This is a genomic window from Hydrogenivirga okinawensis, assembly GCF_055385515.1.
Genome location: NZ_AP042386.1, coordinates 1,037,469 through 1,060,447 on the forward strand (window position 1 = coordinate 1,037,469; position 22,979 = coordinate 1,060,447).

At 49.7% G+C, this 22,979-nt stretch carries 20 protein-coding genes and 1 tRNA gene; 8 read left to right on the top strand and 13 right to left on the bottom strand.

Annotated features, from left to right (window positions below; translation table 11 throughout):
- Window positions 1-10 precede the first annotated feature (10 nt).
- The 3 genes from ACZ483_RS06010 to recG are packed head-to-tail and all read left to right on the top strand — an operon-like array spanning window position 11 to window position 6,404.
- On the top strand, window positions 11-649 hold the full coding sequence (locus ACZ483_RS06010; protein WP_464323283.1) for a bacterio-opsin activator: 639 nt from the start codon (window positions 11-13) through the stop codon (window positions 647-649).
- A 3-nt stretch (window positions 650-652) separates the two neighbouring features.
- Window positions 653-4,033 carry a translocation/assembly module TamB domain-containing protein gene (locus tag ACZ483_RS06015; protein WP_464323284.1) on the top strand — a complete coding sequence of 1,127 codons (3,381 nt, stop codon included), beginning with the start codon at window positions 653-655 and terminating at the stop codon, window positions 4,031-4,033.
- A gap of 1 nt (window position 4,034) precedes the next feature.
- A complete protein-coding gene (gene recG / locus ACZ483_RS06020; protein WP_464323285.1) occupies window positions 4,035-6,404 on the top strand; it encodes an ATP-dependent DNA helicase RecG in 2,370 nt (789 codons plus the stop codon).
- 30 nt (window positions 6,405-6,434) lie between these two features.
- Here the strand turns inward: recG and ACZ483_RS06025 are convergent, their stop codons facing one another.
- The 3 genes from ACZ483_RS06025 to ACZ483_RS06035 all read right to left on the bottom strand — a co-directional run bounded on the left by ACZ483_RS06025 (window position 6,435) and on the right by ACZ483_RS06035 (window position 7,679).
- Complete coding sequence (locus tag ACZ483_RS06025) at window positions 6,435-6,914, bottom strand: peroxiredoxin family protein (RefSeq protein ID WP_464323286.1); 480 nt, start codon at window positions 6,912-6,914, stop codon at window positions 6,435-6,437.
- Between the two features lie 12 nt (window positions 6,915-6,926).
- Window positions 6,927-7,574, bottom strand: a complete 648-nt coding sequence (gene thiE, locus ACZ483_RS06030; RefSeq protein WP_464323287.1) for a thiamine phosphate synthase — start codon at window positions 7,572-7,574, stop codon at window positions 6,927-6,929.
- A 14-nt stretch (window positions 7,575-7,588) separates the two neighbouring features.
- A tRNA-Ser gene (locus ACZ483_RS06035) sits at window positions 7,589-7,679 on the bottom strand.
- A 24-nt stretch (window positions 7,680-7,703) separates the two neighbouring features.
- Here ACZ483_RS06035 and ACZ483_RS06040 point away from each other — a divergent pair.
- On the top strand, window positions 7,704-8,777 hold the full coding sequence (locus ACZ483_RS06040) for an LptF/LptG family permease (RefSeq protein WP_464323288.1): 1,074 nt from the start codon (window positions 7,704-7,706) through the stop codon (window positions 8,775-8,777).
- Here ACZ483_RS06040 and tpiA read toward each other — a convergent pair.
- Complete coding sequence (gene tpiA, locus ACZ483_RS06045; RefSeq protein WP_464323289.1) at window positions 8,736-9,476, bottom strand: triose-phosphate isomerase; 741 nt, start codon at window positions 9,474-9,476, stop codon at window positions 8,736-8,738. The genes ACZ483_RS06040 and tpiA overlap by 42 nt on opposite strands.
- A gap of 42 nt (window positions 9,477-9,518) precedes the next feature.
- Here tpiA and ACZ483_RS06050 point away from each other — a divergent pair, with 42 nt between their 5' ends.
- Window positions 9,519-9,869, top strand: coding sequence for a hypothetical protein (locus ACZ483_RS06050; RefSeq protein ID WP_464323290.1), 351 nt, complete (start codon window positions 9,519-9,521; stop codon window positions 9,867-9,869).
- On the opposite strand, the gene ACZ483_RS06055 is transcribed toward ACZ483_RS06050, so the two are convergent.
- The gene (locus tag ACZ483_RS06055) at window positions 9,844-12,864 is read right to left on the bottom strand and encodes an efflux RND transporter permease subunit (RefSeq protein ID WP_464323291.1); all 3,021 of its coding nucleotides are present in this window, start codon (window positions 12,862-12,864) and stop codon (window positions 9,844-9,846) included. The two genes, ACZ483_RS06050 and ACZ483_RS06055, sit on opposite strands and share 26 nt — an antisense overlap.
- On the opposite strand from ACZ483_RS06055, the gene ACZ483_RS06060 reads away from it, so the two are divergent.
- Together ACZ483_RS06060 and ACZ483_RS06065 are read left to right on the top strand one after the other, a co-directional pair.
- A complete protein-coding gene (locus ACZ483_RS06060) occupies window positions 12,824-13,936 on the top strand; it encodes an efflux RND transporter periplasmic adaptor subunit (protein ID WP_464323292.1) in 1,113 nt (370 codons plus the stop codon). The two genes, ACZ483_RS06055 and ACZ483_RS06060, sit on opposite strands and share 41 nt — an antisense overlap.
- Window positions 13,933-15,216, top strand: a complete 1,284-nt coding sequence (locus ACZ483_RS06065; RefSeq protein ID WP_464323293.1) for a TolC family protein — start codon at window positions 13,933-13,935, stop codon at window positions 15,214-15,216. Before ACZ483_RS06060 ends, ACZ483_RS06065 begins: the two co-directional genes overlap by 4 nt.
- Here ACZ483_RS06065 and ACZ483_RS06070 read toward each other — a convergent pair.
- The 5 genes from ACZ483_RS06070 to ACZ483_RS06090 are packed head-to-tail and all read right to left on the bottom strand — an operon-like array spanning window position 15,162 to window position 19,456.
- Entirely contained in the window at window positions 15,162-15,512 is a 351-nt protein-coding gene (locus ACZ483_RS06070) for a hypothetical protein (protein ID WP_464323294.1), read from the bottom strand. The two genes, ACZ483_RS06065 and ACZ483_RS06070, sit on opposite strands and share 55 nt — an antisense overlap.
- 33 nt (window positions 15,513-15,545) lie before the next feature.
- Window positions 15,546-16,562 carry an ABC transporter ATP-binding protein gene (locus ACZ483_RS06075; RefSeq protein ID WP_464323295.1) on the bottom strand — a complete coding sequence of 339 codons (1,017 nt, stop codon included), beginning with the start codon at window positions 16,560-16,562 and terminating at the stop codon, window positions 15,546-15,548.
- Entirely contained in the window at window positions 16,559-17,386 is an 828-nt protein-coding gene (locus ACZ483_RS06080; RefSeq protein WP_464323296.1) for a carbohydrate ABC transporter permease, read from the bottom strand. Before ACZ483_RS06080 ends, ACZ483_RS06075 begins: the two co-directional genes overlap by 4 nt.
- Window positions 17,379-18,236: a carbohydrate ABC transporter permease gene (locus ACZ483_RS06085; RefSeq protein WP_464323297.1), complete on the bottom strand. Its 858-nt coding sequence runs from the start codon at window positions 18,234-18,236 to the stop codon at window positions 17,379-17,381. The genes ACZ483_RS06080 and ACZ483_RS06085 overlap by 8 nt, the downstream gene beginning before the upstream one ends.
- Window positions 18,233-19,456 (bottom strand): ABC transporter substrate-binding protein, encoded by a 1,224-nt coding sequence (locus ACZ483_RS06090; RefSeq protein WP_464323298.1) that lies wholly within the window; start codon window positions 19,454-19,456, stop codon window positions 18,233-18,235. The genes ACZ483_RS06085 and ACZ483_RS06090 overlap by 4 nt, the downstream gene beginning before the upstream one ends.
- A 24-nt stretch (window positions 19,457-19,480) precedes the next feature.
- Between ACZ483_RS06090 and ACZ483_RS06095 the strand changes: the two genes are divergently transcribed.
- A complete protein-coding gene (locus ACZ483_RS06095) occupies window positions 19,481-20,332 on the top strand; it encodes a UbiA-like polyprenyltransferase (RefSeq protein ID WP_464323299.1) in 852 nt (283 codons plus the stop codon).
- Here ACZ483_RS06095 and ACZ483_RS06100 read toward each other — a convergent pair.
- The 3 genes from ACZ483_RS06100 to panC are packed head-to-tail and all read right to left on the bottom strand — an operon-like array spanning window position 20,327 to window position 22,960.
- Window positions 20,327-21,208, bottom strand: coding sequence for a T3SS (YopN, CesT) and YbjN peptide-binding chaperone 1 (locus ACZ483_RS06100; RefSeq protein ID WP_464323300.1), 882 nt, complete (start codon window positions 21,206-21,208; stop codon window positions 20,327-20,329). The genes ACZ483_RS06095 and ACZ483_RS06100 overlap by 6 nt on opposite strands.
- Before the next feature lie 4 nt (window positions 21,209-21,212).
- Entirely contained in the window at window positions 21,213-22,115 is a 903-nt protein-coding gene (fmt, locus tag ACZ483_RS06105) for a methionyl-tRNA formyltransferase (protein WP_464323301.1), read from the bottom strand.
- On the bottom strand, window positions 22,112-22,960 hold the full coding sequence (gene panC / locus ACZ483_RS06110) for a pantoate--beta-alanine ligase (protein WP_464323302.1): 849 nt from the start codon (window positions 22,958-22,960) through the stop codon (window positions 22,112-22,114). The genes fmt and panC overlap by 4 nt, the downstream gene beginning before the upstream one ends.
- Window positions 22,961-22,979: the final 19 nt, after the last annotated feature.

The window sequence follows — 22,979 nt, forward strand, 5'->3', positions numbered from 1 at the left end:
AGGTGGAGATATGGTCATCGAACTCACACCGGTAGAAGTGGACGTAGAACCTCTTGTAACGAGAGTCTTCCTAAAGGCTATAGACCTCTTGGGGGGACTTCAGAAGCTTGCCGAGTACAAAACGCTGACATGGCTCCCTTCACTCGCCAGAGCGTCCTTTGCGGTAGTTCTTAGGGAAGAGTATTTAAAAACTGAGGAGGAGATAGCCGAGATAGTCGGTTTGACGAGGCAGACTGTAAGGAACATCCTCAGGGCTGATCCGGAAATGGCTATGTACAAGATTCAACATATCGATGAGCTTACGCAAGAAGAGAAGAAGGAACTCAGGGTTCACACCGCCGGAGGTATAGCCAAGCTCGCCTACAAGCTCGTCAAGGAGGGGCACGAGGAACCCAAGATATTCTTGGAATACTGCACGCAGGCAGCCGTTGCCCTTGACATTCCGTGGGCTTACATGGTCCTGAAGAGGATAAAGGGAACCGATTTCCCTCTGCAATCAGCCGAGGATATTAAGGAGAAGCTCTCCGGTGTGATGATAAAGGGGAGGAGGGCAGAGGAGGTCGTCGAGGAGCTCGACTATCCGATAAAGAACCCCGCAGAACTCCTCCACAGAATAAAGGAGAACCTTAAGATGCACGGCATAGACTGATTTATGCGCTATGTCGCTTTCCTTCTCCTCCTTCTCCTTTCCCTTTACTTTTTGTTCCTGAAACCCTACCTCAGGGAAAAGGATATAGAGTACAAAATTAAAGGTGTTTCTTTTACCCTTTCTCCCCTCAGCGTACGGGTGAGCAGTTTCTATCTCTACTTTCCCCTCGGACAGGGTAGGTACTTTTTCTCCGTTAAAGGTCTTAACTTCCGGCTCGATGGGGTTCCTAAGCTACGTATCGAAGAGGGAATATTTACGATAGTCCCAGATAGGAAAGGTAGCGATGGTAAGGTAACCATACCTAAGTTAGCGATCCCAGAGGTGATCAAGAGATCGAATGTGGAAGTAAACAAACTCCTGATAAACCTCGTATCTCAGAGGAAGATTTCGGTTCTGGTAGAAGGATTAGAACTCAAAGACAGGAAATTGAACGCCTTTGTCAGTATTACTTACGGAAATATCACCGCAGATGTAGACTTGGGGGAAGCTTACCTCGGTAGGGAAGAGATAAGCTTGGGGGAGCTTTCGGCACGTTCCAGGCTGTTTTACCTACGAGCGGAGGGAGTCTACAGAGAAGGTATGGGGAAGGGAGAGTTCAGCATAGAAGGTTGGGTTAATCCCATAGAAGATAAGTACGTGCGTATATATCCCATAGAGGTGAAAGGCAAGGGGACTGTAGATTACAAGTATCTGACAGCCGAGCTGACCGCCCACACGCCCGAGATATACGTGAAGGGGCGCAAAAGGTTTAAAGAGGTATGGAGTAGATCCCTGTTCCAGCTCCGTTTTGGAGAGTTCATGACACTGATCGGCGATATAGAAAGTGGTGATGTGAAGGGCAGATACAGGCTGGAGCTTTCTCCACGTAGGAGGCTTCGGGTAGAAATAGAAAGCTTTCCAGTGGATTCAGAGCTTCTAAGAACCTCCCGACTGATCTTCGGATGGGTAAGGGGAGACCTCTCCTACACGTTCGGCGAAAAACGACTCAGGCTCAACCTATTCAGCAATAACCTTTTGTTTGAGGACTTGAGCTTCCAAGAGACTGACCTGAATCTCGAATACGATTTTAAAGCCTCTAAAGGAATGTTAGACCTGAGAGCCTACGGCGCAGGGAGCGTGGCTTTACAGGCTACCTTAGAGGGTTCCAATCTAAAAGGCAGGCTTTTCATTAAAGACATGTTTCTTATCAGGGACGGTGTGTCCGCCTTCCTTTCCTACGGTGGATATATAGATTATGCGGGGAAGGTCAGCCTGAAGGGAAGGGGAGAGATAAAGAGCCTTCACTATCGGGATTTTCCCGTGGGGGATCTTTCTTACACTCTCAGCTTAACCGGGAAAGATATATACGTAAGCTACAAAGGAAAAGGAGTAGAAGGATTCTTAAAGGGTAAGATCGGCAGAGAGCTTTTCTCGGTGAACGACCTTATAGGCTTTAAGAGAGGCTATCGGGGTACAGATATAGAGGTTAAGGAGGGTAGAGTAGATCTATTCGTCTACGGGAAATCCCTATCTATAAGCGCTAAGCTTGTAAGGGGAAAGATTTCAAGGGGAAACCTCAGATCGGAATTTAAGGGAGATCTTAAAGTAATCAAAAAAAGAGACCTAAGGGGTGAGTTTAATCTGGAAGGTTCCCTCTTCTCTGCTGGGAAGATACTCGGAAAGGGCTACTTGAAAGGGAAGGTGAAAGGAGTCAGTGTGATTGGAAGCTACGGCTTTGGAAATTATATTGGCGGGAGCTACAGCTTCAACATAGAGAGGGGGTTTCTCAGCACCGAAGGCAGGATCAGAAGGAAGGAAATCGAGCTGAGCTACCTATTTAAAGGTTCTTCTCAGGAGGGGAGAGCACTCTTCGAAGGTGATTTGAAGTTCTACGGCGAGCGTATACCCTTTAAAGGGTCCGTAAGCTACAGAGGGGAAACCTATCTACTGAAGTTAGAACCGCTTGAGTACCAGCTTAAGACTGCCCAGATTAATCTGGGGGGACTTTCTGTAAAAGGAAGTTTCGAAAAGGCGAAAGTGGATCTAAAACCTTTAGAGTTAAGGATACTGGGAGAATCTATCTTTACATTACTACCTAACACAGGGGAACTCTCACTGAAGAGGAGGCAACTGGATCTGAAGGGTAATTTAGAAGGGAGTATAAGGGGATCCCTCAAACTTCTGTACGGAGGAGGCAGGTTTAAGCTGGAATCCTCAGGGAGTTTAGACCTCGAGAGGCTGTCCTTCTTTACCGCTACTCCCCTGGGCGGCAGGTCAAGGGGAACCCTCTCTTACACCCTGAAATTCGATGAGGGAGGGTTGAGGTTAGAACTCAAGAATGAGGGAAGGGTTTTAATTTTCTCAAGATACTTCTCAGTCCCTATGGATCTCTGGGTAGAGCTGAGGGCATTAGGTAGGTCACTCGCTGCTTTCCTGACCGCATGGAAGAACAATTCTGGATTTTCTGCGAACGTAGGTTCAAACGATCTAAGGAATTACTACGTTTATCTCGTTTCAAGAGATCTTCCGGTTAGTTACAGAGGATCTGGTGTCCTCTCCTCTCTGAAGGTCAGTTCGGAGGGTTGGATAAAGGTTAACGATCTAAAGGAGGTAAGCATAAACCTAAGCGCTCTTCTCTCCGGCGATATAGAGATAGAAACGCTTGAAAAAGGGAGGAGAGCTAAGAAAGGTATTCCCGTAAACCTCAACGTCCGTTTTGAGAGCTCAGATCCAATCAGGATATCCATGCCTGAGGGATACGTTTACGCCAACATTAAGGGGTGGGTAAGCGGCCGAGCAGACTCCCCTGAGTACGTTATAAGGGTGGAGTTCTTAAGCGGGGAGCTGAGGTACTTCGGAAGGGAGTTCTTCGTGAAAGGGGGAACGCTGAACCTTGTGAGGGAAAAGGATAGGGAGGAAAGGGTAATAGATCTTTCTATAGTGAATCCGACCGATGAGATAAGCATCTTCATAAACCTCAGGGGCGATCTTGAGGATCCCTCTATAGTGGTGTGGTCTGAACCGCCCCGCAGCACCCAGGAGATAATGACAAATCTGATCATCGGCAGCACGGCAGAGGGTATAATCCCGGTTGCCAAAGCGCTGTTTAAACAGCTCGGCTACATAGGGGAGGTTAGGGGCGGATTGGCGAGCTTACTTGGAGTAGATATAACCCTATCCACCCAGACAGGAAGTCAGGGGGAGGTCGGTTTCGGCGTGAACGTGAGAAAGAAGATAGCGAGAGCCTTTACCGTAGAGTATCAACAGAGCACCCTGAAGGATCCGAGACAGACCTACTACGGTGGAAGCGTACACCTTCCGGCAAACCTCTCCTTCTACGGCAGGATGTTTTCCGATAAAACCTCGGAGATAAAATTAAGATTTATTAGGAAGTTTGACTTCTGATATGGACGAAACTCGGAAGGCTCTTGGCTTCATAGACAACCTCCTAAAAGATGGAGCGATAAAGCTGAGGAGGGGGTTTGGCATAGGTCTTTACCTCCACAACCTCCTCAGAGACAGGCTCCCCCCTTACGTCCTGGAAAACCTTCAACTTCTTGACAGGATGCCTTTCGAGAAAAAAAAGGCTCTTCTGATAGAGCTAAAGAGAATGTTGGAGAGTTCCTTCCAAAGGCAGACGGTAAAAGAGAAGGTTAAAAAGAGGGCAGTTAAGGACTTTCTCGTTCCAATTGACAAGCTGAAATTTCTGGAGAAAAAGGAGCTTAAAGTCTTAAAGTCCCTCGGACTTGAAACTTTACTCGACGCTCTTTACTTCTTCCCCCTGAGGTACGAGGATAGGAGGCCCGTAAGCTCTTTAAAGTTCGCCAAGGTCGGGGAGAAGGTGGTGCTCAAGCTGAAGGTGAAAGACGTTAGACTCAAGTCCGACGGTAGGTACAACGCCGAGGTTATATGTAGCGACGGGAGTGAGGAGATAAGTTTGAAATTCAGATACAAAAACCTTAGCTTTATCCCGGCACTCTACCGGAAGGGGAGCGAAGTCGTTCTATGGGGAAGATTAAGGTCCTTCCGTGGGGAGAAGTACATGGTTCATCCTGAGCTCCTCAAGGAGGGGGAGTACGGAAGGATATTCCCGGTTTACTATTCGAGAACGAAGGGAGAGATCGTTAGGATCTCCTCGAAAACGAAGCAAAACAGGATAAGGAGCTCTTTAGAAAAGATAGCTACCAGAGCCTCCAAGTATATGCCTGAGTACCTGCCAGGGGAGATACTGAAGAAGTACGGCTTTCCCGAGATAGACGAGACCCTCCGTATATTGCACCTGCCTGAAGGCTTAGATGTAAAAACTCTAAACGAATTTAAAGATCCTTACCACAGGAGGATGATATACGACGACCTGTTTCTCTTTCAGCTCTCACTCCTCCTAAGGAAGAAGGAAACTGAAAGGGAAAGGTCTCCGGGGATAAAGGTGTCTCCCGACAGATTCGTTGCTGAGTTCGAGAGAAAGCTCAGCTTCAGACTTACCAACGCCCAGAGGAGATCTCTGAGAGAGATTCTCGAGGACATGGGAAGGGAACATCCTATGAACAGGTTGCTTCAGGGGGACGTGGGGAGCGGAAAGACTGTAGTGGCGATAGGAGCAGCCCTTGCGGCGGTGAAGAACGGCTATCAGGTCGCTATCATGGTTCCTACCGAGATACTCGCCCACCAGCACTTCAAGAAGTTCAAGGAGTTTTTTGAAAAGGAAGGTATAGAGGTAGGATTGCTCACGGGAAGCCTCACCCCCGCTAAGAAGAGAAGTATTTACAGACACATAAGGGAAGGAAACATAAAGATAGTGATAGGAACCCACGCCCTCATACAGGAGAAGGTGGAGTTCGAGAGACTCGGTTTGGTTGTGATAGACGAGCAGCATCGCTTTGGGGTGATGCAGAGAAAGCTTCTGTTGGAGAAGGGGAAAGGAACCTATCCCCACTGCCTTGTGATGAGCGCAACACCTATACCGAGAACTCTGGCTCTCTCCATATACGGAGACCTCGACATATCGATCATAGACGAGATGCCTCCGGGAAGGAAGGAGGTGAGAACGCTCCTCATTTTCGACAGCGAGAAGGAGAAGCTCCTCGAGGTTCTGGACAGGGAGATAGAGGCAGGCAACAAGGTCTATGTGATCTATCCTCTCATAGAGGAATCGGACAAGCTGGAGCTCAAAGCTGCAGTCGAGGAGTTCGAGAGGTGGAGGGAGCTCATGCCCGGAAGAAACATCTTTCTCCTCCACGGAAGGATGAGCGATAGGGAAAAGCAGGAGGTGATGGAGAGGTTTAAAGAGGAGGGGGACGTCCTCATCTCAACCACCGTCGTGGAGGTCGGTATCGACGTTCCCGAAGCCACCGTTATGGTCATAGAGGACGCCCACCGCTTCGGTCTCTCCCAGCTCCACCAGCTCAGGGGTAGGGTGGGAAGATCGGACAGACCCTCCTACTGCTACCTCGTCGTTCCGGACAGCCTTAAGAAAAGCGATGCGGAGGCTATAAGGAGGCTCAAGGTCCTCGTTCGAACGACCGACGGTTTTGAGGTCGCTGAGATGGATATGAAGCTAAGGGGTCCTGGGGAACTCTTGGGGGTCTCCCAGTCGGGATACTTCGGCTTTAACATTGCTAACCTCGCCAGAGCCCATGACAGAGCGGTTCTTTTAAACGCCCGCGAGGACGCGGAGAACCTTTTTAAAAAAGATCCTACGCTGAAGAACCATCCTGAGCTCAGGGAGATACTCCTTTACAGGTACGGAGACAGGCTCGATCTTAGCTTCGTCGCCTGAGGCGCTAACCTAGCGCCTGCTCCTCGAACCTCAGCCCGCCTTGAAGGGGGGAACGCTGACGTCCTCGAAGAGGGGATTTACCTCCCTGTCCGCTATCTTAGCAAGCTCCTCGTTAAGCTTCTCTAAGCTCGACTTCACAAAGCTCTCCTCAACGAAAACTATCCTGTTGTCAGGATCTATGAGATATATCGTGGGGACAACCTGAACGTCGTAGGCTAAGGATACCTCGTAGTCGGGTGCGTCTATGAGCTGGGGGAAGGTGAGCCCGTACTTTGAAGCAAAGTCCTCAGCTTCCTTAGGAGAATCCTGAACTATTCCAAGGAAGTTGATACCGCCTCGGTAAGATCTGAACATCTTTTCTACAAAGGGAAGGGTCAGCTGGCAGGTGGGGCATGTCACCTTGTAGAAGACGAGGAGCTTGTATCCTTCCAAGGTGTGAAACTCGTACTCCCTTCCCTCCACATCTTTAAGGGTAAAGTCCGGAGCTGACGATCCTACTTTGAGTGGCATAGCATACCTCCCTCAAACTTGGCCTAAGAGCATCATCTGTCTCACAGTCTCTTTGTAAGCCCTCTTTATCTCCTCCGCAGCCTTTTTCACGTCTGCAAAGCCGAGTATCCCCGCCGATATGGCGAGGTTTCTGCAACCTGCCTTTAGAACTTCGGAGACCCTGTAGGGCATTATCCCCCCTATGGCAACTATCGGCTTTTCTGAGATCCTTACCGCCTCTCTGAGGGCATCCAATCCAACAAGCTTGTAGCTCTCCTTTGTAGAGGTGGGATATATCGACCCAAAACCTATATAGTCTATTGGGAGATCTTGAGCCTCTCTGAGCTCCTCGAGGCTGTTAGCCGTATAGCCTATATAGAGCTTATCCCCCACTACCTTTCTCACCGCCTCCGGAGGCAGATCCTCCTTCCCGACGTGAACGCCGTCCGCGTCCACTGCCAGAGCGAGGTCAGCCCTGTCGTTCACCACGAGGTCGGCGCCGTAATTCCTTGTTATCTCCCTTATCTTCAGGAGTTCCTCGTACATCTGGCGTGTGGTCTTGTTCTTGAATCTGTACTGAACCGCCGTAACACCTCCCTGAAGAGCCTGCTCTATGGTCTCGAACAGGTCCCTGTCTTTGAAGTATTTATCGTCGGTTATGAGATATATGGTAAGGTTCATAGCTTCCTCCTTTATGGCGGAGAGGGAGGGATTCGAACCCTCGGAGGGCTGTTAACCCTCTGCCGCTTAGCAAGCGGCCGCCTTCGGCCACTCGGCCACCTCTCCTCAGGATTTACAATTATATACCACATGAATATCTTCGACAGATACCTCCTCGTCAACTTCCTGAAGATATTCCTGACGGTAACTCTCGTTTCCCTACTTTTGATACTCGTTTACAGTCTCACCGACTTCTTCCTCGCCTTCAAGGTCACCAGTTTTGAGGTAGCCCTCAAATACACCACCTATCTCATGCCGATCGGCTTTTATGTTCTCTCCCCTTTGCTAATAAACGTGTCCGCCCTCCTTCTTCTGAGGAGAGTTCAATCCAAGAAGATAGATCTCACAGCCCAGAGCTTCGGCGTGTCTCCCTTGAGGTTCTCTCTCGTAATTCTTGCCTTCACGCTATGCATGTGCTTCCTCTTTTTGCTCCAGAACGAGTCCTTTCTACCCAAGATGTTTAGAAAGCTCTGGTACGTGGAGAAGACTTTTAAGAAGAAGCAGGAGGTGGGAAGGCTGGTGGAGAGGCTGTGGTTTGTCAAGGATACGGAAAGGGGAAAGTACTTCGTTTACATAGATAGCCTGGATGTAGCTAAGGGGAGATTCGTAGGTCTCTTTATGTTGAAGAGTTCACCCAAGGGCGAGGTGTTGGAGGTCGTGGAAGGCAGGAGTGGAACGTGGAGTGAGAACGTCATATACGTGGATACTGGCTCGGCTTACAACTTCGGAGAGGGCTACTTCGTCCCCAGGCTGGTGAACTTCTCCCTCAGAACAGAAATAGGACTTAAGGAGGTAGGTCTGTTCGCCGAGAAGATAGAACACGTGAGTGCCTCCTCTCTCATAACCCTCTACCTCAAGGGCTCGAGATTGGGTCTCGACACTAACAGGTATCTATCCGAGCTCCTTTACAGGATGGGTATGTCCCTCCTACCCCTGATGGTACTTATTCCCCTTATCTTTTACATGTTCAAGTACAGGAGCTTTAGGATCGGATTCCTCTCCTTCCTGATCCATCTTGTGATAGGCTGGATAGTTGCCGTAAGTCCGAAGGTCCTTGCCGAGAAGGCTAACCTTCCCCCTCAGTACGCACTGATAGGCTACGCTTTCCTTCTCCTCTACCTATCAAAAAGAGTATACGATCTTGGCAAAGGACTCAGGGTCTAAGCTCGCTCCGCCGACGAGGAAGCCCTGTATCTCCGAGTGCTTGGTGAACTCTCCAGCGTTCTCGGGCTTGACGCTTCCCCCGTAGAGTACTCTCGTCTTCCCCTCGTTCTTAGGGTTGAGCTCTTTCAATAGCTCCCTTATGAATCTGTGGACGGAGACCGCGTCCTCGGGCGTAGCCGGTACCCCCGTCCCTATAGCCCAGACGGGTTCGTAGGCTATATCTATTCTGTCCGTATGCTCCTCTATCCCCGAGAGAGCCAACCTTATCTGGGTCTCTATCACCTTAAAGGTCATCCCGGCCTCCCTATCTTCAAGCTTCTCACCGACGCAAAGTATAGGTCTTATCCCCTCCTCCAGACAGGTGAGGAGCTTTCTGTTTATTATCTCGTCGCTTTCGCAGAAGTACTGCCTCCTCTCCGAGTGTCCAACTATAACGTATTCACACCCGAGCTCCTTGAGCATAGGCACAGAGATCTCCCCCGTGAAGGCTCCCTTCCTCTCGTAGTGGCAGTTCTGGGCGCCGAGTTTCACGCCCGTTCCCTCTAAGAGTCTTCCCGCAACATACAGAGAGGTAAAGGGTGGACAGATAAGGATCTCCCTGCTTTCAGGGTGCTCGACGAACCTGAGGAAGCTCTTTATGAACTCTTCCGTTTCCTTTACCGTCTTGTGCATCTTCCAGTTGGCTGCTATCAGTCTCATGGGAAGAATTTTAACCTATATTCAAAAGACAGGAGGTGAGCCATGGGGACTGCCACCGTGAGCAGGAAGATCGAACTCGACATAGCTCCACAGGTTTTAAAGAGGGCTAAGGAAGAGAGTAAATCCATAGTGCTCTATCCTACGCTGAAGTTCAGCTGTTTAATAACCAAGAGGTTCAGAGCTGAGATAGGAGATGAGCCGGAGGGAGAGGCGCTGCATCTCAAGGAAGGGGATGTGGACGTTTACGTTGTTTTCAGGGCTGTGGGATCTCGCTTCTGTGGAGGGGATAAGGGTTTTGAGGAGTTCGATATGTCTGTCATCCAGCCCGAGAGGTTCTTCCCTAAGTGGATAAAGGTCAATCCAGACCTCAGCGGAGAGTTCGGTTACGTATAAGAGAGCCGAGTTTCTCAAAAAGCTCGTAAACCACCGGTATTACAAAGAGGCTCAGGGGAAGGGCTGTGGTAAGTCCACCTATCACCGATAGAGCCAGGGGCTTCCTGAGCTCAGATCCCTCGGTTAGCCCAAGGGCTACCGGCAGGAGGGCGAACATTATAGTCAGTGTGGTCATCAGTATGGGTCTCAGCCTCTCCTTCCTCGCCTTCATTATCGCCTCCCTCGTTCCCTCTCCCTCCTTCCTGAGCTGAACTATCCTCTCGATAAAGAGGACCGAGTCCCTCGCCACGAGACCTATCAGTAGGATTATCCCGAAGTAGGAGGGGATGCTGAGGCTGTTCCCGGTTATGAGAAGTAGACCAAAGACCCCCGACACCGCAAGGGGTAGGGTCAGCATCACCGTGAAAGGATGAATAAAGCTCTCGAAGAGGGAAGCCAGGATCATATAAACCCCTATCACCGCCACGAGCAGGGCTGTGGCGAGACCCCTGAAAGCCCTTTGGAACTCCTTGGTTGCACCCGTAGGCTCGAAGGTGTAACCGGGCGGGAGCCTGTCCTTTAAAAAGCCTTCGATCTCCTCGACCGCCTCCCCGAGGCTCTTATCTCTGAGGTTGGCAAATAGGATAAAGGAATACTGTCTATTGTGCCGGTTTATAACCGTGTAGCCGGGTGCGAGCTCGTAGCGTATCACGCTCGTTATTGGGACGAGTTCACCGCTCTTAGATCTCACGAAAACCCTCTTAAGGTTCTCGTAGGTTCTCAGGAAGTTTTCCTCCGCCTTTATGTAAACGTCGTAGCTCTCCGAGCCAAGCTCGTAGGTTCCTATCCATAACTTTCCGAAAAGGGCACTGAGGGTGTTTCCTATGTCCTCAACGCTGAGACCGAGATCAGCGAGCCTGTCCCTGTCTATCTCTATCCTTATCTCCGGCTGGTTTATCCTTATATCCGTATCTATATCAGCGTAGCCCCCTCTATCATTAAGAAAGGAGACGAGATCTTCGGCTATCCTCCCAAGCTCTTCCAAAGACTCTCCCCTTACTACGTACTGAATGTCCGTCTGCCTTCCTCCCCTCGCCCCGACCACCGAAGGTATCTCCACAGAAGCCCTTACGTCCTTTATCCTCCTCAAACTGTCCCTGACCATGTTCATAACAACCTTCTGGTGAGGTCTCTCTCTCCTGTCCCTCAAGGTTACGAAGAACATACCTCCGTTTACGGTAGGACTTATGAGTCCTTCCCCCACCGCCATACCGTATCTCAGGATGTAGGGATTACTCACCAGAACCTTCTCTATCTCCCTCGCCTTCCTGTTGGTAAACTCGAAGGAGGAACCGAGAGGTGTCTCGAACCTGATTATGAACCGGCCCTCATCCACGATAGGAAAGAACTCTTTCTTAACGAACTTGGCGATCTGGATCCCTCCTACAACCGTACCTATAGAGAAGAGTAGAACGATGAGCTTGTGGTCCAGAGACCACCTAAGTGCAACGTCGAAAGCCCTCTCGAACCTCTCGTAAGCTCTCATGAATACATTCTTCTTCTCAGCACTCACGAGCCTTGCGGAAAGCATCGGTGTGAAGGAGATGGAAACGAGGAAGGAGATGGCGATCGCAGTCAGGAGGGTCAGGGAGAAAACACCGAAGAAGACCCCTATGGGTCCCTTTAAGAAGAGAATGGGCAGGAATATCACTATCAGGGAAGAGGTGGAGGAGAGAAGGGCGAAGATCACTATCCTCGTCCCTACCTCGGCGGCCTTAACACCCCTCAGCCCCTCTTCGTTCCTTCTGTATATGCTTTCGAGGACGACTATAGCGTCGTCTATCACTATACCGACAGCAACGGCAAGGGCGAGGAGGCTCATCGTGTTCAGAGAGTTTCCTGTGAGGTAGAGCAAAAAGACCGTTCCGAGTATCGAAATAGGTATCGCCAGGACGGGGATCAGTGTAAACCTTACGCTCCCCAGAAAGAGGAAGACTATCGCCGCCGTGAGCAGGCTTCCCACTCCTATCTCGTGAATGGCGTCGGAAACGCTTCTTTTTATGAAGATTGAGGCGTCGTAGTTAACGTCTATGTTTACCCCTGCGGGGGCGACCTTTCTGAGCTCTTCTATCTTTCTTATTACACCCTCAGCGGTCTGAACGGTGTTTGTCTTACTTTCCTTGTAAACTATCAGAGCGACGGCGGACTTCAGATTAAACCTTACCGCGTTCCTCCTCTCGTCGAAGGAAAACTCCGCATGACCTATATCTCTGACCCTAACGCCGTCCTTTATCACAAGATCGTTTATCTCCTGCGCATCCCTGAACTTACCGATTATCCTCAGAACGTACTCCCTCTCCCTGCTGTATATCCTGCCGGCGGGAGTCTCCACGTTGTTCCTTCGGAAGGCGTCTATAACGTCCACAACCGTTATCCTACGGGCGTTCATCTTCAGGGGATCTACCCTTATCCACATAACCCTGTCTCTGAAACCTCCCAGATGAACCTCCGCAACGCCCCTAACCCTCTCGAACTCCCTCTTAACAACCTTGTCGGCGAAGTAAGATATGGTGTCGTAGTCTACATCCCCGTGGACGAGAACCGCCATTATGGGAGCGAGGGAGGTGTTCAGCTTCCTGACCACCGGGGGATCCACTCCCGCGGGCATCCTCCTGTAAGCCCTCTGGACAGCGTCCCTCACCTCCTGGGCAGCAACGTCTATATCCTTATCGAGATCGAAGACCACGCTTATTCTTGAGAGACCGGTGTAGCTCTTCGAGATTATCGAGTCTATACCGCTTATAGAGGCAAGCTCCTCCTCTATCTCACGGGTCACTACCGTATCCACAACGTAAGGATTCGCCCCTTCATATACAGTTGTTATGGCAACGACGGGGAAGTCAACGTCTGGGAATCTGTCCACCGGTATGTTTCTGTAGGCGTATACCCCGAGTATTATTAGAGAGAGCATAAGCATGAGGGTAGTTACGGGTCTGTTGATAAAGAAGCGGTACATGGGAGGTATTATAATATGCCTTATGACTCGTCAGTCACTCAGCCTCCTGCTGATCCTGGTTACAATCCTGTCCTGCGGAAAAGGAGAGGAAAAGGAGATAAATAAAGAGCGAATCGTTGAGGTCAGAACTGCAGAGGTGAGGTTTACGGACTACCCCCTCACTTACCGGACCAACGGATACCTCGAAGCTGTGGAGTTGGTAGAGGTTAAGCCCTTAATTAGCGGCAGGGTGAAGGACATATACGTTGAGGAAGGGGACAGGGTAAGAGAGGGTGATACGCTTCTAAAGATAGAGGACGGGGAGTACGAAGCTCTTTACAGAGAAACCCTATGGAATTTGGAACAGGCGAGGAGGGAGTATGAAAACAGCAGAGCCATCTTCGAGAGGAGGAAAGCCTTATACGAAAAAGAGCTCATAAGCAGAGAGGAGTTCGAGACTGCCAAGACTAAGATGGAGAGCCTGGAAGCAAGGATAAAGAGCCTTCAGGCGCTTGTGGAGAAGAGAAAGATAGACCTTGATAGGACGAATGTTCGTTCTCCTATAGATGGATATATCGTAAAAAGACTGGTGAATGTGGGGGACGTTGTTGGTCCGAACAGTGTATGTTACGAAGTAGTTAAGCTCGATCCTCTAAGGTTCGTCTTTCGTGTGCCCCAAGAAATAGCTTCTCACATAAAAATAGGATCTAAGGTAGAGCTAAATGTAGGGGGAGAACGGATAAGGAGTAAGATCGCTTACATATCCCCATCTGCCGACAGGGAGAGGATGTTTACGGCAAAGGCTTTTGTAGAGAACAGAGAAGGGAGTCTAAAGCCGAGTATGTACGGAGAGGTCTCCTTCCGTTACGGGAAGGTTAAGGCAGTTCTGGTTCCGGAGAACGCAATTCAGCTCTCCCGAAGGCATACCTTCCTTTGGGTTATCAGGGATTCCAGGGCGGTGAAGGTTCCGGTCAGGATAGTCGGACACTCGGACGGGCTATCTGCCGTTGTGGGAGAACTGAAGGAGGGAGACAGAATAGCGGTAGAGAATCTTATGTTCCTGAAGGAAGGTGTGAGGGTAAGAGAGAGATGATCCTTTTCCTCTTTCTACTGATCACTTCCCTAAGCTTCCCTCTGAGTCTTGAGGAGGCTCTAAGGCTTGCAGTTGAGAGGAACGTAGAAAGTATAAAGTCCGAACTTGACCTGAAGAAGGTAGAGGAAAGGATAAGGGAGGTAAGGGGAAGCGTACTTCCGACGGTTACCCTCAGCTTTACCTACACGAGATGGGATAAAAACTATATCTCCTCTTTCATCCCTGAGAACAAGTACTTTGCCAATTTAAACCTCAACCAATCTCTCTTCGATAAGAGTGTCTGGTCTGCTCTCAAGGTCGCCAGGAAGAGCAGGGAGCTTCAGAATTACGTTATAGAAGACGTGAAGGCGATCATCATGGGAGAGACGGAAAAGCTCTTCTGGGCGGTCCTTCTGAAGAGGGAAGTTCTAAGGGAAAAGAGGGAATCCCTCCGGTACTGGAAGAGTTACTTTGAACTTGTGAAGGAAAAGTACGAGAGGGGAATTATACCAAAGTACGAGTTCCTGAGGGCAAGGGCTCAGCTCCGTCAGGCTAAGGCGGACCTGATAAGGGCTGAGAGCGATCTAAAGGTTTCTCTCAACTCCTTGAAGAGCTTCCTCGGGCTCGCCGGGAAGGTTCCGGTTGATGGGGAGTTTAAAAAATCCCCCCTTAGCATAGAAGACCCGGAGGTTCTGCTCGAAAAAGGAAACACAACACTGAAGATCCTCAGGAAGACCTTAGAGGTAAGGAAAGCAAACGTAGAGCTGAAGAGGGCGGATTACTATCCGAAGCTTTCTCTGTTCTTTAACTACAACTTCGAAAACATAATGGATTTCGAAGCGGGAAGGCTAAAGGAGGATTACAGGCACGGCTATAATTTTGGTCTGAGGTTCGACTTCACCCTCTTTGATGGAAGCAAGAGAAGTGCGAGGGTGATGCAGGAAAGGATAGAAGAGCGGAAGGTTAGGGAAGAGATAGAGTTTACGCTAAATAAGCTGAAGAACGAGCTCGACTCCCTTATGGCACAACTGAAGAGTGCCGAGGAAGAGATAAAGGCGAGAGAGGACAGTCTTCTTGCGGCAGAAGAGTCCCTAAAGTTTGCCACCGAAAGGTATAGGGAGGGTGTGGGCTCACAGGTTGAACTCCTGGAGGCAAGGCAGAATTACGAACAAGCTAAGCTCTCCCTATTGAGCGCGATATACAACTACAACTCGGTCGCTGCCGATATAAAGAGACTCTTGGGGCTTTACCAGTCGTCTTGGAAGGCATCGAAATCATTGGAGGATAAATCGTCCCAGTGATCGCTGTTTGAAAAGCTGTCCCAGTCGTCTCCAAAACAGGAATCGTGGTAGATGTTGTAAGGCAGGTAGCACTTCGTGGGATCGGCTACGTCGTCCTCATAACCGTAATCATCATCGATATTAAAAAACTCATCGTCAGAGTTATCAAACATCGAACGAGTTATATAATTCTCTCCTTCCTCCCATACCTTGTGTCCTTCGAATTTCTCCACAGAATTCCTATCCTCACTTCCAGAGAGCCTGCCGGCGAGAATAGCCACAAAGAGAAAGATAAGTAGGGGTATCAAGAACTCCATCTCAACTTATTATTTTTTTCCAAGGTGCTGACCTCAATCCTCAAATATATAAACCTTTTCCACTCTTACCCCAACCATGCTACCTTCAACAAACCCTCTGTCTCCGTGGATCTTCACTATAAACTTTTCCCTTCCGTCGGTAAGGTGGAGTAACGTTTCATCTCCGAGTCTCTCTACGAAGGTTACCGTGTACTCCTTACCTTCAGTTACTTTTATATCCTCCGGTCTAACACCTATAACCACTACCCCCTCCCTGTCGAGCTCCAACCGCCTTCCCAAGATCTCCACTACCCTGCCCTTCCTTCTAAAGAGGTTCATAGGAGGGCTACCTATAAAACCCGCCACGAAGGAGTTGGCGGGTCTCCTATAAACCTCGAGAGGCCTCCCTATCTGAATTATCTTCCCTTCCCTCATAATCCCAATCCTGTCGGCGAGGGACATAGCTTCAGCCTGATCGTGGGTAACGTATAGAGTGGTTATCCGAAGCTCCCTCTGAAGCCTTCTTATCTCCCCCTTTGTTTCCATCCTGAGTTTAGCGTCGAGATTGGAGAGGGGTTCGTCTAAGAGGAGAACGTCGGGTTTCCTGACTATAGCTCTTGCTATTGCTACCCTCTGTCTCTCACCGCCCGAAAGCTCCGCAGGCTTTGCGGAGAGGAGATGCTCTATCTTAAGGAGCTCCGCCACCTCCCTGACCCTTCCCTCCACGCCCTTCTCCCCCCTTATTCTTAAAGGGAAAGCGATGTTCTCCTTCACACTCATATGGGGGTATAGGGCGTAGCTCTGGAAAACCATAGCCACGTTCCTCTCCCTGGGTGGAAGAAAGACACCACTTCCGGCGACAAGCCTTTTACCGATGTAAACCTCTCCCGAACTCGGCTCCTCCAGCCCGGCAACTATGTTGAGCAGGGTGCTCTTACCGCACCCCGAAGGACCTAAGAGCACAAAGAACTCCCCCTCCTCTACCTCAAGGTCCACACCCTTCAAAGCCTCGACCCTTCCTCTTAGAGCGGATCGGAAAACTTTTGAGATATTCCTCAAAACCACCCTCATCCCTTCACTGCTCCTCCCGTTAGACCGCTGATTATATACTTCTGGAGCATAAGAACCATAAGGACAACTGGTAAGACAGAAATGAAGGACGCAGCCGTTATGTATCCCCACGGTAGCTGACCGTGAAGACCCTCGAAGAGGGCGATACCGACGGGAACGGTCCGGGCGTGGTGATCCACGGTAAACATAAGGGCAAAGAGAAATTCGTTGAAGGCAAAGAGAAACAGAAGTATGTAGGTAGAAACGAGACCGGGCAGGGAGAGGGGAAGTATTATCTGAAAGAGAATCCTCAGGGTCCCCGCCCCGTCTATCATCGCTGCCCTGTCTATATCCTTCGGAATGCTGGAGAAGTACGTGTAAAGGAGCCAGAGTCCGAGGGGAAGACTCCAGCCGGTGTAGGGAAGGATGAGAGCCGTGTAGGTGTTTATGAGATCCAAGTTTGAGAAGAGTCGGTAAAGAAAGCCCACAACGCTTATCGGGGGGAAGAGGGAGACCGTAAGGACACCAACGAGTATAGGGAGAGAGTAGGGGAGAGAGAACCTGCTTAAGGAGTAAGCGGAGAGAGAGGAGAGTATAAGGGATAAGAGGGCTGAGGAGGAGGCTACTATCAGGCTGTTCCTCAGATAGTCCAAGAAGTGCAGGTTTGGAGATGTAAGTAGATCTATGTAGTTCTTCAAAGTAAAGGAGATTTTGCCTGTCAGCAGGAAGTCCGGAGAGCTGGTAAGGGAAACGAGGAGCATCCAGAAGAGGGGAAAGAGAGGTATAAATAGGGAAAGAAAGCTTCCGAAAAGGAGAAGGAGTAGCTTTATCCTTCTCTCACTCAAGGATCCAGCCTCCCCTAAGATGTCTTGCTAAAAGGAGGGAGATGAGGAACGCAACGAGAAAGAGAAAGGTGGATACAGCCGAAGCGTAACCAAAGTCTCCCATGAGATACAGCTTGTAAGCGTATAGAGACACTGGCGTTGTAGATCCGCCCGGTCCTCCTCCAGTGAGCACAAATACTACATCAAACACCCTGAGGGCATCGACGCTCCTGAAGAGAACCGCTACCAATAGAAAGGGCTTCAGAAGGGGAAGAGTCAGGAAGAGAAATCTTTTAAACATACCCGCTCCGTCCACCTTAGCCTGAGAGTATATCTCGGCAGGTATGGATTGAAGACCGGCGAGTAGAATGAGCGCGACGAAGGGAGTCGTCCTCCAAGCGTCCGCTATCACAAGGGAGATAAAGGCACTTAACTCTCCCCCGAGCCAGTTCACCCTCTCCCCGAAGAGGGTTACGCACAGGTAGTTCAGAAATCCGTAGGAGTAGTTAAACATCAGTTGCCACACCCTTGCACTCACAACGCTCGGAATAGCCCATGGTACGAGCACTATACCCCTGAGAATACCGCGGAGCGGTACCTTTTCGTTTATCACGAAGGCGATACAGAGACCGAGAATTACCTCAAGAATTACCGAAAACAGCGTGAACTTAAGGGTGAAGGTCAGTGATGCAAGGAAGTAGCTATCCTTGAATAGACGTGAGTAATTCTCCAAACCAGCGAACTCCTTCTCGAGGAAGATAACACCTCGGAAGAAACTCAGGAAGAAGGTTCCTATCACCGGGATGAGGAGGAGAAGGAAGACAAACAGAAGGAGAGGCAGGTTATATAACCAGAGGATCCATCCCCTCATCGATAGAGTTTTTCCAGCTCAATTATCTCTTCATTCGCTCTCTTCAGAGCTTCCTCGGGACTCATCCTTCCCCCTATCGCCGCGTTCACATACTTTCTCAGAACTTCTGAAAACCGCGTGTAGTAAGGAAGAGGAGGTCTCGATACTGCGTAGGAGCAAGCTTCCCTGACTACCCTTAGGTGAGGTAGCCTTTCCTTAATCTCCCTGTCCTCGTAAACGTCCCTCCTTCCTGGATTCCAGCCGAGGTTAAGTGCTAACCTCTTCTGAACCTCCTTCGACACTATGAACTTAAGTAGTTTCATAGCCTCCCTCTTCTTGTCCGAGTATCTCGAAACACCGATGTGCCAGCCACCCAAGCAGGAGGCGGGCTTTCCACCTTCGAACTTAGGGAGAACAGAGACCCCGACCCTTCCTTTAACGGGAGATTCGGGAGAGTTGTGGAGCTTCCATGCGTAGGGCCAGTTTCTCTCAAAGAGAGCCCTTCCGCTCTGAAAGTACATCCTCACCTCTTCCTCTTTCATCTCCGTGTAGGTGTTTGGTGGCGAGATCTTATACTTATGAATCAGATCTCTCATAAAAGTCAGAGCTCTGATATTCTCCTTGGATACCAGCTTCTCGAGGCTCCCACCGGCCGAGGCGGAGAACTCCAAGAAGGTACATACGAGCCCTTCATACTGAGCACCCTGCCAGAGAAAACCGTAGAAGTCTCCGATCCTCTTCCTCATGGCCGACTGGGCTTTGAGGGAACAATCTATTAGCTCCGCCCACCTCTCGGGAACCCTGCAATCGAACTCCTCGAGAAGATCCTTCCTGTAGTAAAGAATTCCGCAATCCACGTAAACCGGGAGGGCGTAGAGCTTTCCATCCATTAGATCTACCTTGAGCACCTCGGGAAGGAAGGGCTCAAGATCGAAGTCTTCAAGTTCCGCAAGCCAATCCGAGCTTATAAACTGTCCGAGCCAAGCTACGTCCATTAAGAAAACGTCTGGATCGGGCTTCTTAGAGCTAAGGGCAACTACGAGCCCTTGCCTTCTCAAATCCGTATCGGTGGGTTGCCTTATCAGCTCTACATCTACGCCGATCTCCCTTTCAAAATCCTCGATGAGCTTCTCCCAGTAACTTACCTCCTCCGGAGCCCCTCCGACAGCGAAGGTGAGCTTTCTCTCCGACTTCTCGCATCCCAAAAGGATAACGAAGATGGAAAGGGCAACTAAGAGCATCCCTCCGCTTTATTATAATTTGGTATGCATAAGCTGAGGCACTACGCGGAGTTGGTAAAGTTCGAACACACCGTATTCGCCCTCCCCTTCGCCCTCGCCAGCCTACTCATACTTGCTCACAGGACTCCCTCCCTGTGGGAGGTCCTATGGATAGTTGTAGCCCTCGTGAGCGCAAGGACCGTTGGCATGGCCTTCAACAGGCTGATAGATGAACCCTTTGACAGGTTGAACCCCAGGACGAAGAACTGGCCCCTTGTTTCGGGAGCTGTCAGCAGGGAGGAGGTGAGGAGACTCATACTCCTATCTTCAGGTATATTCCTCTTCAGCGCCCTGATGCTCAACTTCCTCGCATTTCTACTCTCCCCCTTAGTTCTGTTCCTCCTATGGCTCTACCCCTACTCCAAGAGGTTTACACACTTTCCCCACTTAGTCCTCGGACTGGTCTATTTCCTCATACCCGTTGCGGTGGACGTTGCTTTAAACGCATCCCTTTCCTTCAACGCCCTGATACTCGGAACGGCCATGGCTTCCTGGGTTTCCGGCTTCGATATTCTCTACTCCTTACAGGATTACGAGTTCGACAGGGAGCACGGGCTCAAATCTGTACCCGTGAAGTTCGGGATAGAGAGAGCTCTGAAGATTGCGAGACTCCTTCACCTCATCACCTTCCTGTCTCTACTGGTGCTAAGCTTCAGGGTAGAGTGGCTCGGACCTCTCTACTTCACTGGTTTTATCGTTCTCTCTGCCTTCCTTATATACGAGCACTCGCTTATAAAACCCCACGACCTTTCCAAGATAAACAAAGCCTTCTTCACGGTGAACGGCTATGTGAGCATAATTTTTTTCTTAACAGTTCTTATCGACAGAATACTATAGACCGAAGAGCTTTTCTATGTCAGATATTCTCCTCTGATACTCCTCGTGGGATATCTCACCCTTCATCAACATGTCTGTCAGGAACTGAATCTCTCTCTCCATCTCCTTGAGTCTCTTTAACTTTTCCTCCTCCTTTCCCGCCAGCACGCTATAGAGTAGCGTTTCTTCTACCTCATAGTGCTTGAGCACTCTCTTAAGCGAGGTTATATCCTTCCTTACCATCAGGTCCTTTATCCTCTCTAAAAGATCGAATACCTCCTTAATGTCCTTTCTCCTTTCCGCTCTGAGAAAGACCTGACCTGTGTCTTTTACCTTACCCACTATCAGATAGCTTTCCTCCGGTGTTCTGTAAAGTTCCAGGCTTATATCCACACCCTCGAGTTGGAATATGTCGTGAAGAACCTTTTCCTCGCCAAAGGGCTTCTTTTCCCTCTTCTCCCTTTCCACGTACTCCTTGAAGGATATACCGCCGAACACGGCTATTATCTCCTTAGAGTACTCATTGGCGAGATTCCCTACGTTTATGGTTATGTACCTGAGCATCTCCTTGTTAAGGAATTCAAACCTTAACTTGATACCCAGAGCTATGTCTATAAGTCCGTTCTCAAGTTCTATATAGAAAGAACACATCTTCAGGGAAGCGTTTTCCATCAAGAGAAATCGGGTCAGATCCTTATCGGGCTTCACCCTCAGAACCACCGGAGAATATATGTGAACAACTATATCCTCCTCTTCCTTCAGGACGTCCACATTTATGACGGTTGAACCCCACGGTATAAGGAACTCATTATCTTCTCTGTAAACCCTGATAGACCCGAAAATCTGACCGAGGTATCTCTCTATAAGAAGGGCAGCTCTCTCAAGCTTGCTCTCCATGGCTTTATTTTAACAGCTCACCCTTCTTAGGAGGGTACCCTCTCACGAACTCTTCCCCCCTCATCCTTTTCCCCTTAGGAGAAAGGATCTCCTCGATTCTGACCGCACCCTTACCGCAGGCAACCACGAATCTCTTAGGATCCACTATTTCTCCCGGCTCTCCCTCACCTTCTACAACCTTGAGCTTCAAAATCTTTACCCTCTGACCCCTGAAAAAGGTGTAGGCGTCCGGGTACAATCCTCTTACCCTGTCCCGCACGCTCTCAGCCTGAGCTTTCCAGCACAACCTCTCCTCCTCTCTCTGAACCGGAGGAGCGTAGGTCGCTTCCTCCTCCTTCTGAGGAACAGGCTCTATACTTCCTTCAAACCAAAGCCTTAGCGTTTTTGTAAGTAGATCCGCACCTGTGACGGACAGCCTCTCGGATAGAGTTTTAAGGTTATCCTCCTCATCTATCTCCACCTCTTCCTGAGAGAGTATGTCCCCCGCGTCCATCCTTTCGTTCACGAGCATTACAGTGTTCCCCGTTACCTTCTCCCCAGCCATCAAAGCCCTCTGTATGGGCGCAGCACCTCTGTACTTGGGAAGGAGAGAAGCGTGGAGGTTTATCACCCTGTAGGGAGGTGTCTCCAACACCTCCTTGGGCAGTATCCTGCCGTAAGCCACAACGACAGCGCAGTCTGGCTTTATACTCTTCACGATTTCCACAAGCTCTTCGAGCTTAGCCGGCTGATAAACCGGTATTCCGAGTTCCTGAGCTAATACCTTAACAGGAGGAGGTTTCACTCTCTTGCCCCTTCCCGCCGGTCTGTCGGGCTGTGTGATCACACCTACAACCTCAAACTCCCCGCTTAGCTTTCTCAGACTCGGAACTGCGAAATCCGGCGTTCCCATAAAGAGGATCTTCATTTAATCTTCCAGTTGTCTATCAACCTTGTATTACCAACCCACAGGGCAACGAGAATTCTATCGCCCGGTTCCACTATCTCCTTCGGATGTAGCTCGCTGTCCGTTATCTCTATATAGTCTATCTTCTTAACGTGAGGATGAGAGAGGATGAAACGCTCCAACGCCCGCTTTATAACGCCGCTCCTCTTCTCACCACCATTTATCAATTCCTCGGCTAAGAGGAAAGCTCTATATATGGACAGGGCTGACTCCCTCTCCTCTGGGGACAGATAGGTATTCCTCGAACTGTAGGCGAGTCCATCGGGTTCTCTCACTGTTTCAATCGGAACTATCTCAACTGGAATGAGTAGATCTTTAACGAGCCTCTCTATTACCTTGAGCTGTTGGTAATCCTTCTCGCCGAAGTAAGCTCTGTCCGGCTGGACAGTGTTGAATAACTTTACAACGACGGTTGCAACACCCTTGAAGTGCCCCGGTCGGAACTCTCCCTCGAGCACGTCGCTTATTCCCTTCACGTAAACCTCAGTTCTGAAATCCTCCGGGTACATCTCTTCATCGGTGGGAGCGAAGACTATGTCTACCCCAAGTTCCTCACATATGGAAAGATCCCTGTCCAAATTCCTTGGATACCTATCGTAGTCTTCGTTAGGACCGAACTGAGTCGGATTCACATATATGCTAACTACCGTAATGTCGTTTTGAAGCTTTGAACTTTTGATTAAAGCCTTGTGACCTTCGTGGAGATAGCCCATAGTAGGCACGAAACCCACACTCACCCGTTCCTCACACCTTATCGCATTCAGATGATTCCGCAAGTCCTTTACCTTTCTGAACAAGAGTGGCACCTCACACCTCCTGAGGGTT

What these genes read in the sequence shown, in the direction of transcription:
- fmt (WP_464323301.1), bottom strand. Translation starts at nt 22,115, where the DNA reads ATGAAGATCCTCTTTATGGGAACGCCGGATTTCGCAGTTCCGAGTCTG.
- ACZ483_RS06025 (WP_464323286.1), bottom strand. Translation starts at nt 6,914, where the DNA reads ATGCCACTCAAAGTAGGATCGTCAGCTCCGGACTTTACCCTTAAAGAT.
- ACZ483_RS06100 (WP_464323300.1), bottom strand. Translation starts at nt 21,208, where the DNA reads ATGGAGAGCAAGCTTGAGAGAGCTGCCCTTCTTATAGAGAGATACCTC.
- ACZ483_RS06060 (WP_464323292.1), top strand. Translation starts at nt 12,824, where the DNA reads ATGAGGGTAGTTACGGGTCTGTTGATAAAGAAGCGGTACATGGGAGGT.
- ACZ483_RS06070 (WP_464323294.1), bottom strand. Translation starts at nt 15,512, where the DNA reads ATGGAGTTCTTGATACCCCTACTTATCTTTCTCTTTGTGGCTATTCTC.
- ACZ483_RS06055 (WP_464323291.1), bottom strand. Translation starts at nt 12,864, where the DNA reads ATGTACCGCTTCTTTATCAACAGACCCGTAACTACCCTCATGCTTATG.
- thiE (WP_464323287.1), bottom strand. Translation starts at nt 7,574, where the DNA reads ATGAACCTTACCATATATCTCATAACCGACGATAAATACTTCAAAGAC.
- ACZ483_RS06075 (WP_464323295.1), bottom strand. Translation starts at nt 16,562, where the DNA reads ATGAGGGTGGTTTTGAGGAATATCTCAAAAGTTTTCCGATCCGCTCTA.
- recG (WP_464323285.1), top strand. Translation starts at nt 4,035, where the DNA reads ATGGACGAAACTCGGAAGGCTCTTGGCTTCATAGACAACCTCCTAAAA.
- ACZ483_RS06085 (WP_464323297.1), bottom strand. Translation starts at nt 18,236, where the DNA reads ATGAGGGGATGGATCCTCTGGTTATATAACCTGCCTCTCCTTCTGTTT.
- ACZ483_RS06050 (WP_464323290.1), top strand. Translation starts at nt 9,519, where the DNA reads ATGGGGACTGCCACCGTGAGCAGGAAGATCGAACTCGACATAGCTCCA.
- ACZ483_RS06095 (WP_464323299.1), top strand. Translation starts at nt 19,481, where the DNA reads ATGCATAAGCTGAGGCACTACGCGGAGTTGGTAAAGTTCGAACACACC.
- ACZ483_RS06015 (WP_464323284.1), top strand. Translation starts at nt 653, where the DNA reads ATGCGCTATGTCGCTTTCCTTCTCCTCCTTCTCCTTTCCCTTTACTTT.
- tpiA (WP_464323289.1), bottom strand. Translation starts at nt 9,476, where the DNA reads ATGAGACTGATAGCAGCCAACTGGAAGATGCACAAGACGGTAAAGGAA.
- ACZ483_RS06010 (WP_464323283.1), top strand. Translation starts at nt 11, where the DNA reads ATGGTCATCGAACTCACACCGGTAGAAGTGGACGTAGAACCTCTTGTA.
- ACZ483_RS06090 (WP_464323298.1), bottom strand. Translation starts at nt 19,456, where the DNA reads ATGCTCTTAGTTGCCCTTTCCATCTTCGTTATCCTTTTGGGATGCGAG.
- ACZ483_RS06040 (WP_464323288.1), top strand. Translation starts at nt 7,704, where the DNA reads ATGAATATCTTCGACAGATACCTCCTCGTCAACTTCCTGAAGATATTC.
- ACZ483_RS06065 (WP_464323293.1), top strand. Translation starts at nt 13,933, where the DNA reads ATGATCCTTTTCCTCTTTCTACTGATCACTTCCCTAAGCTTCCCTCTG.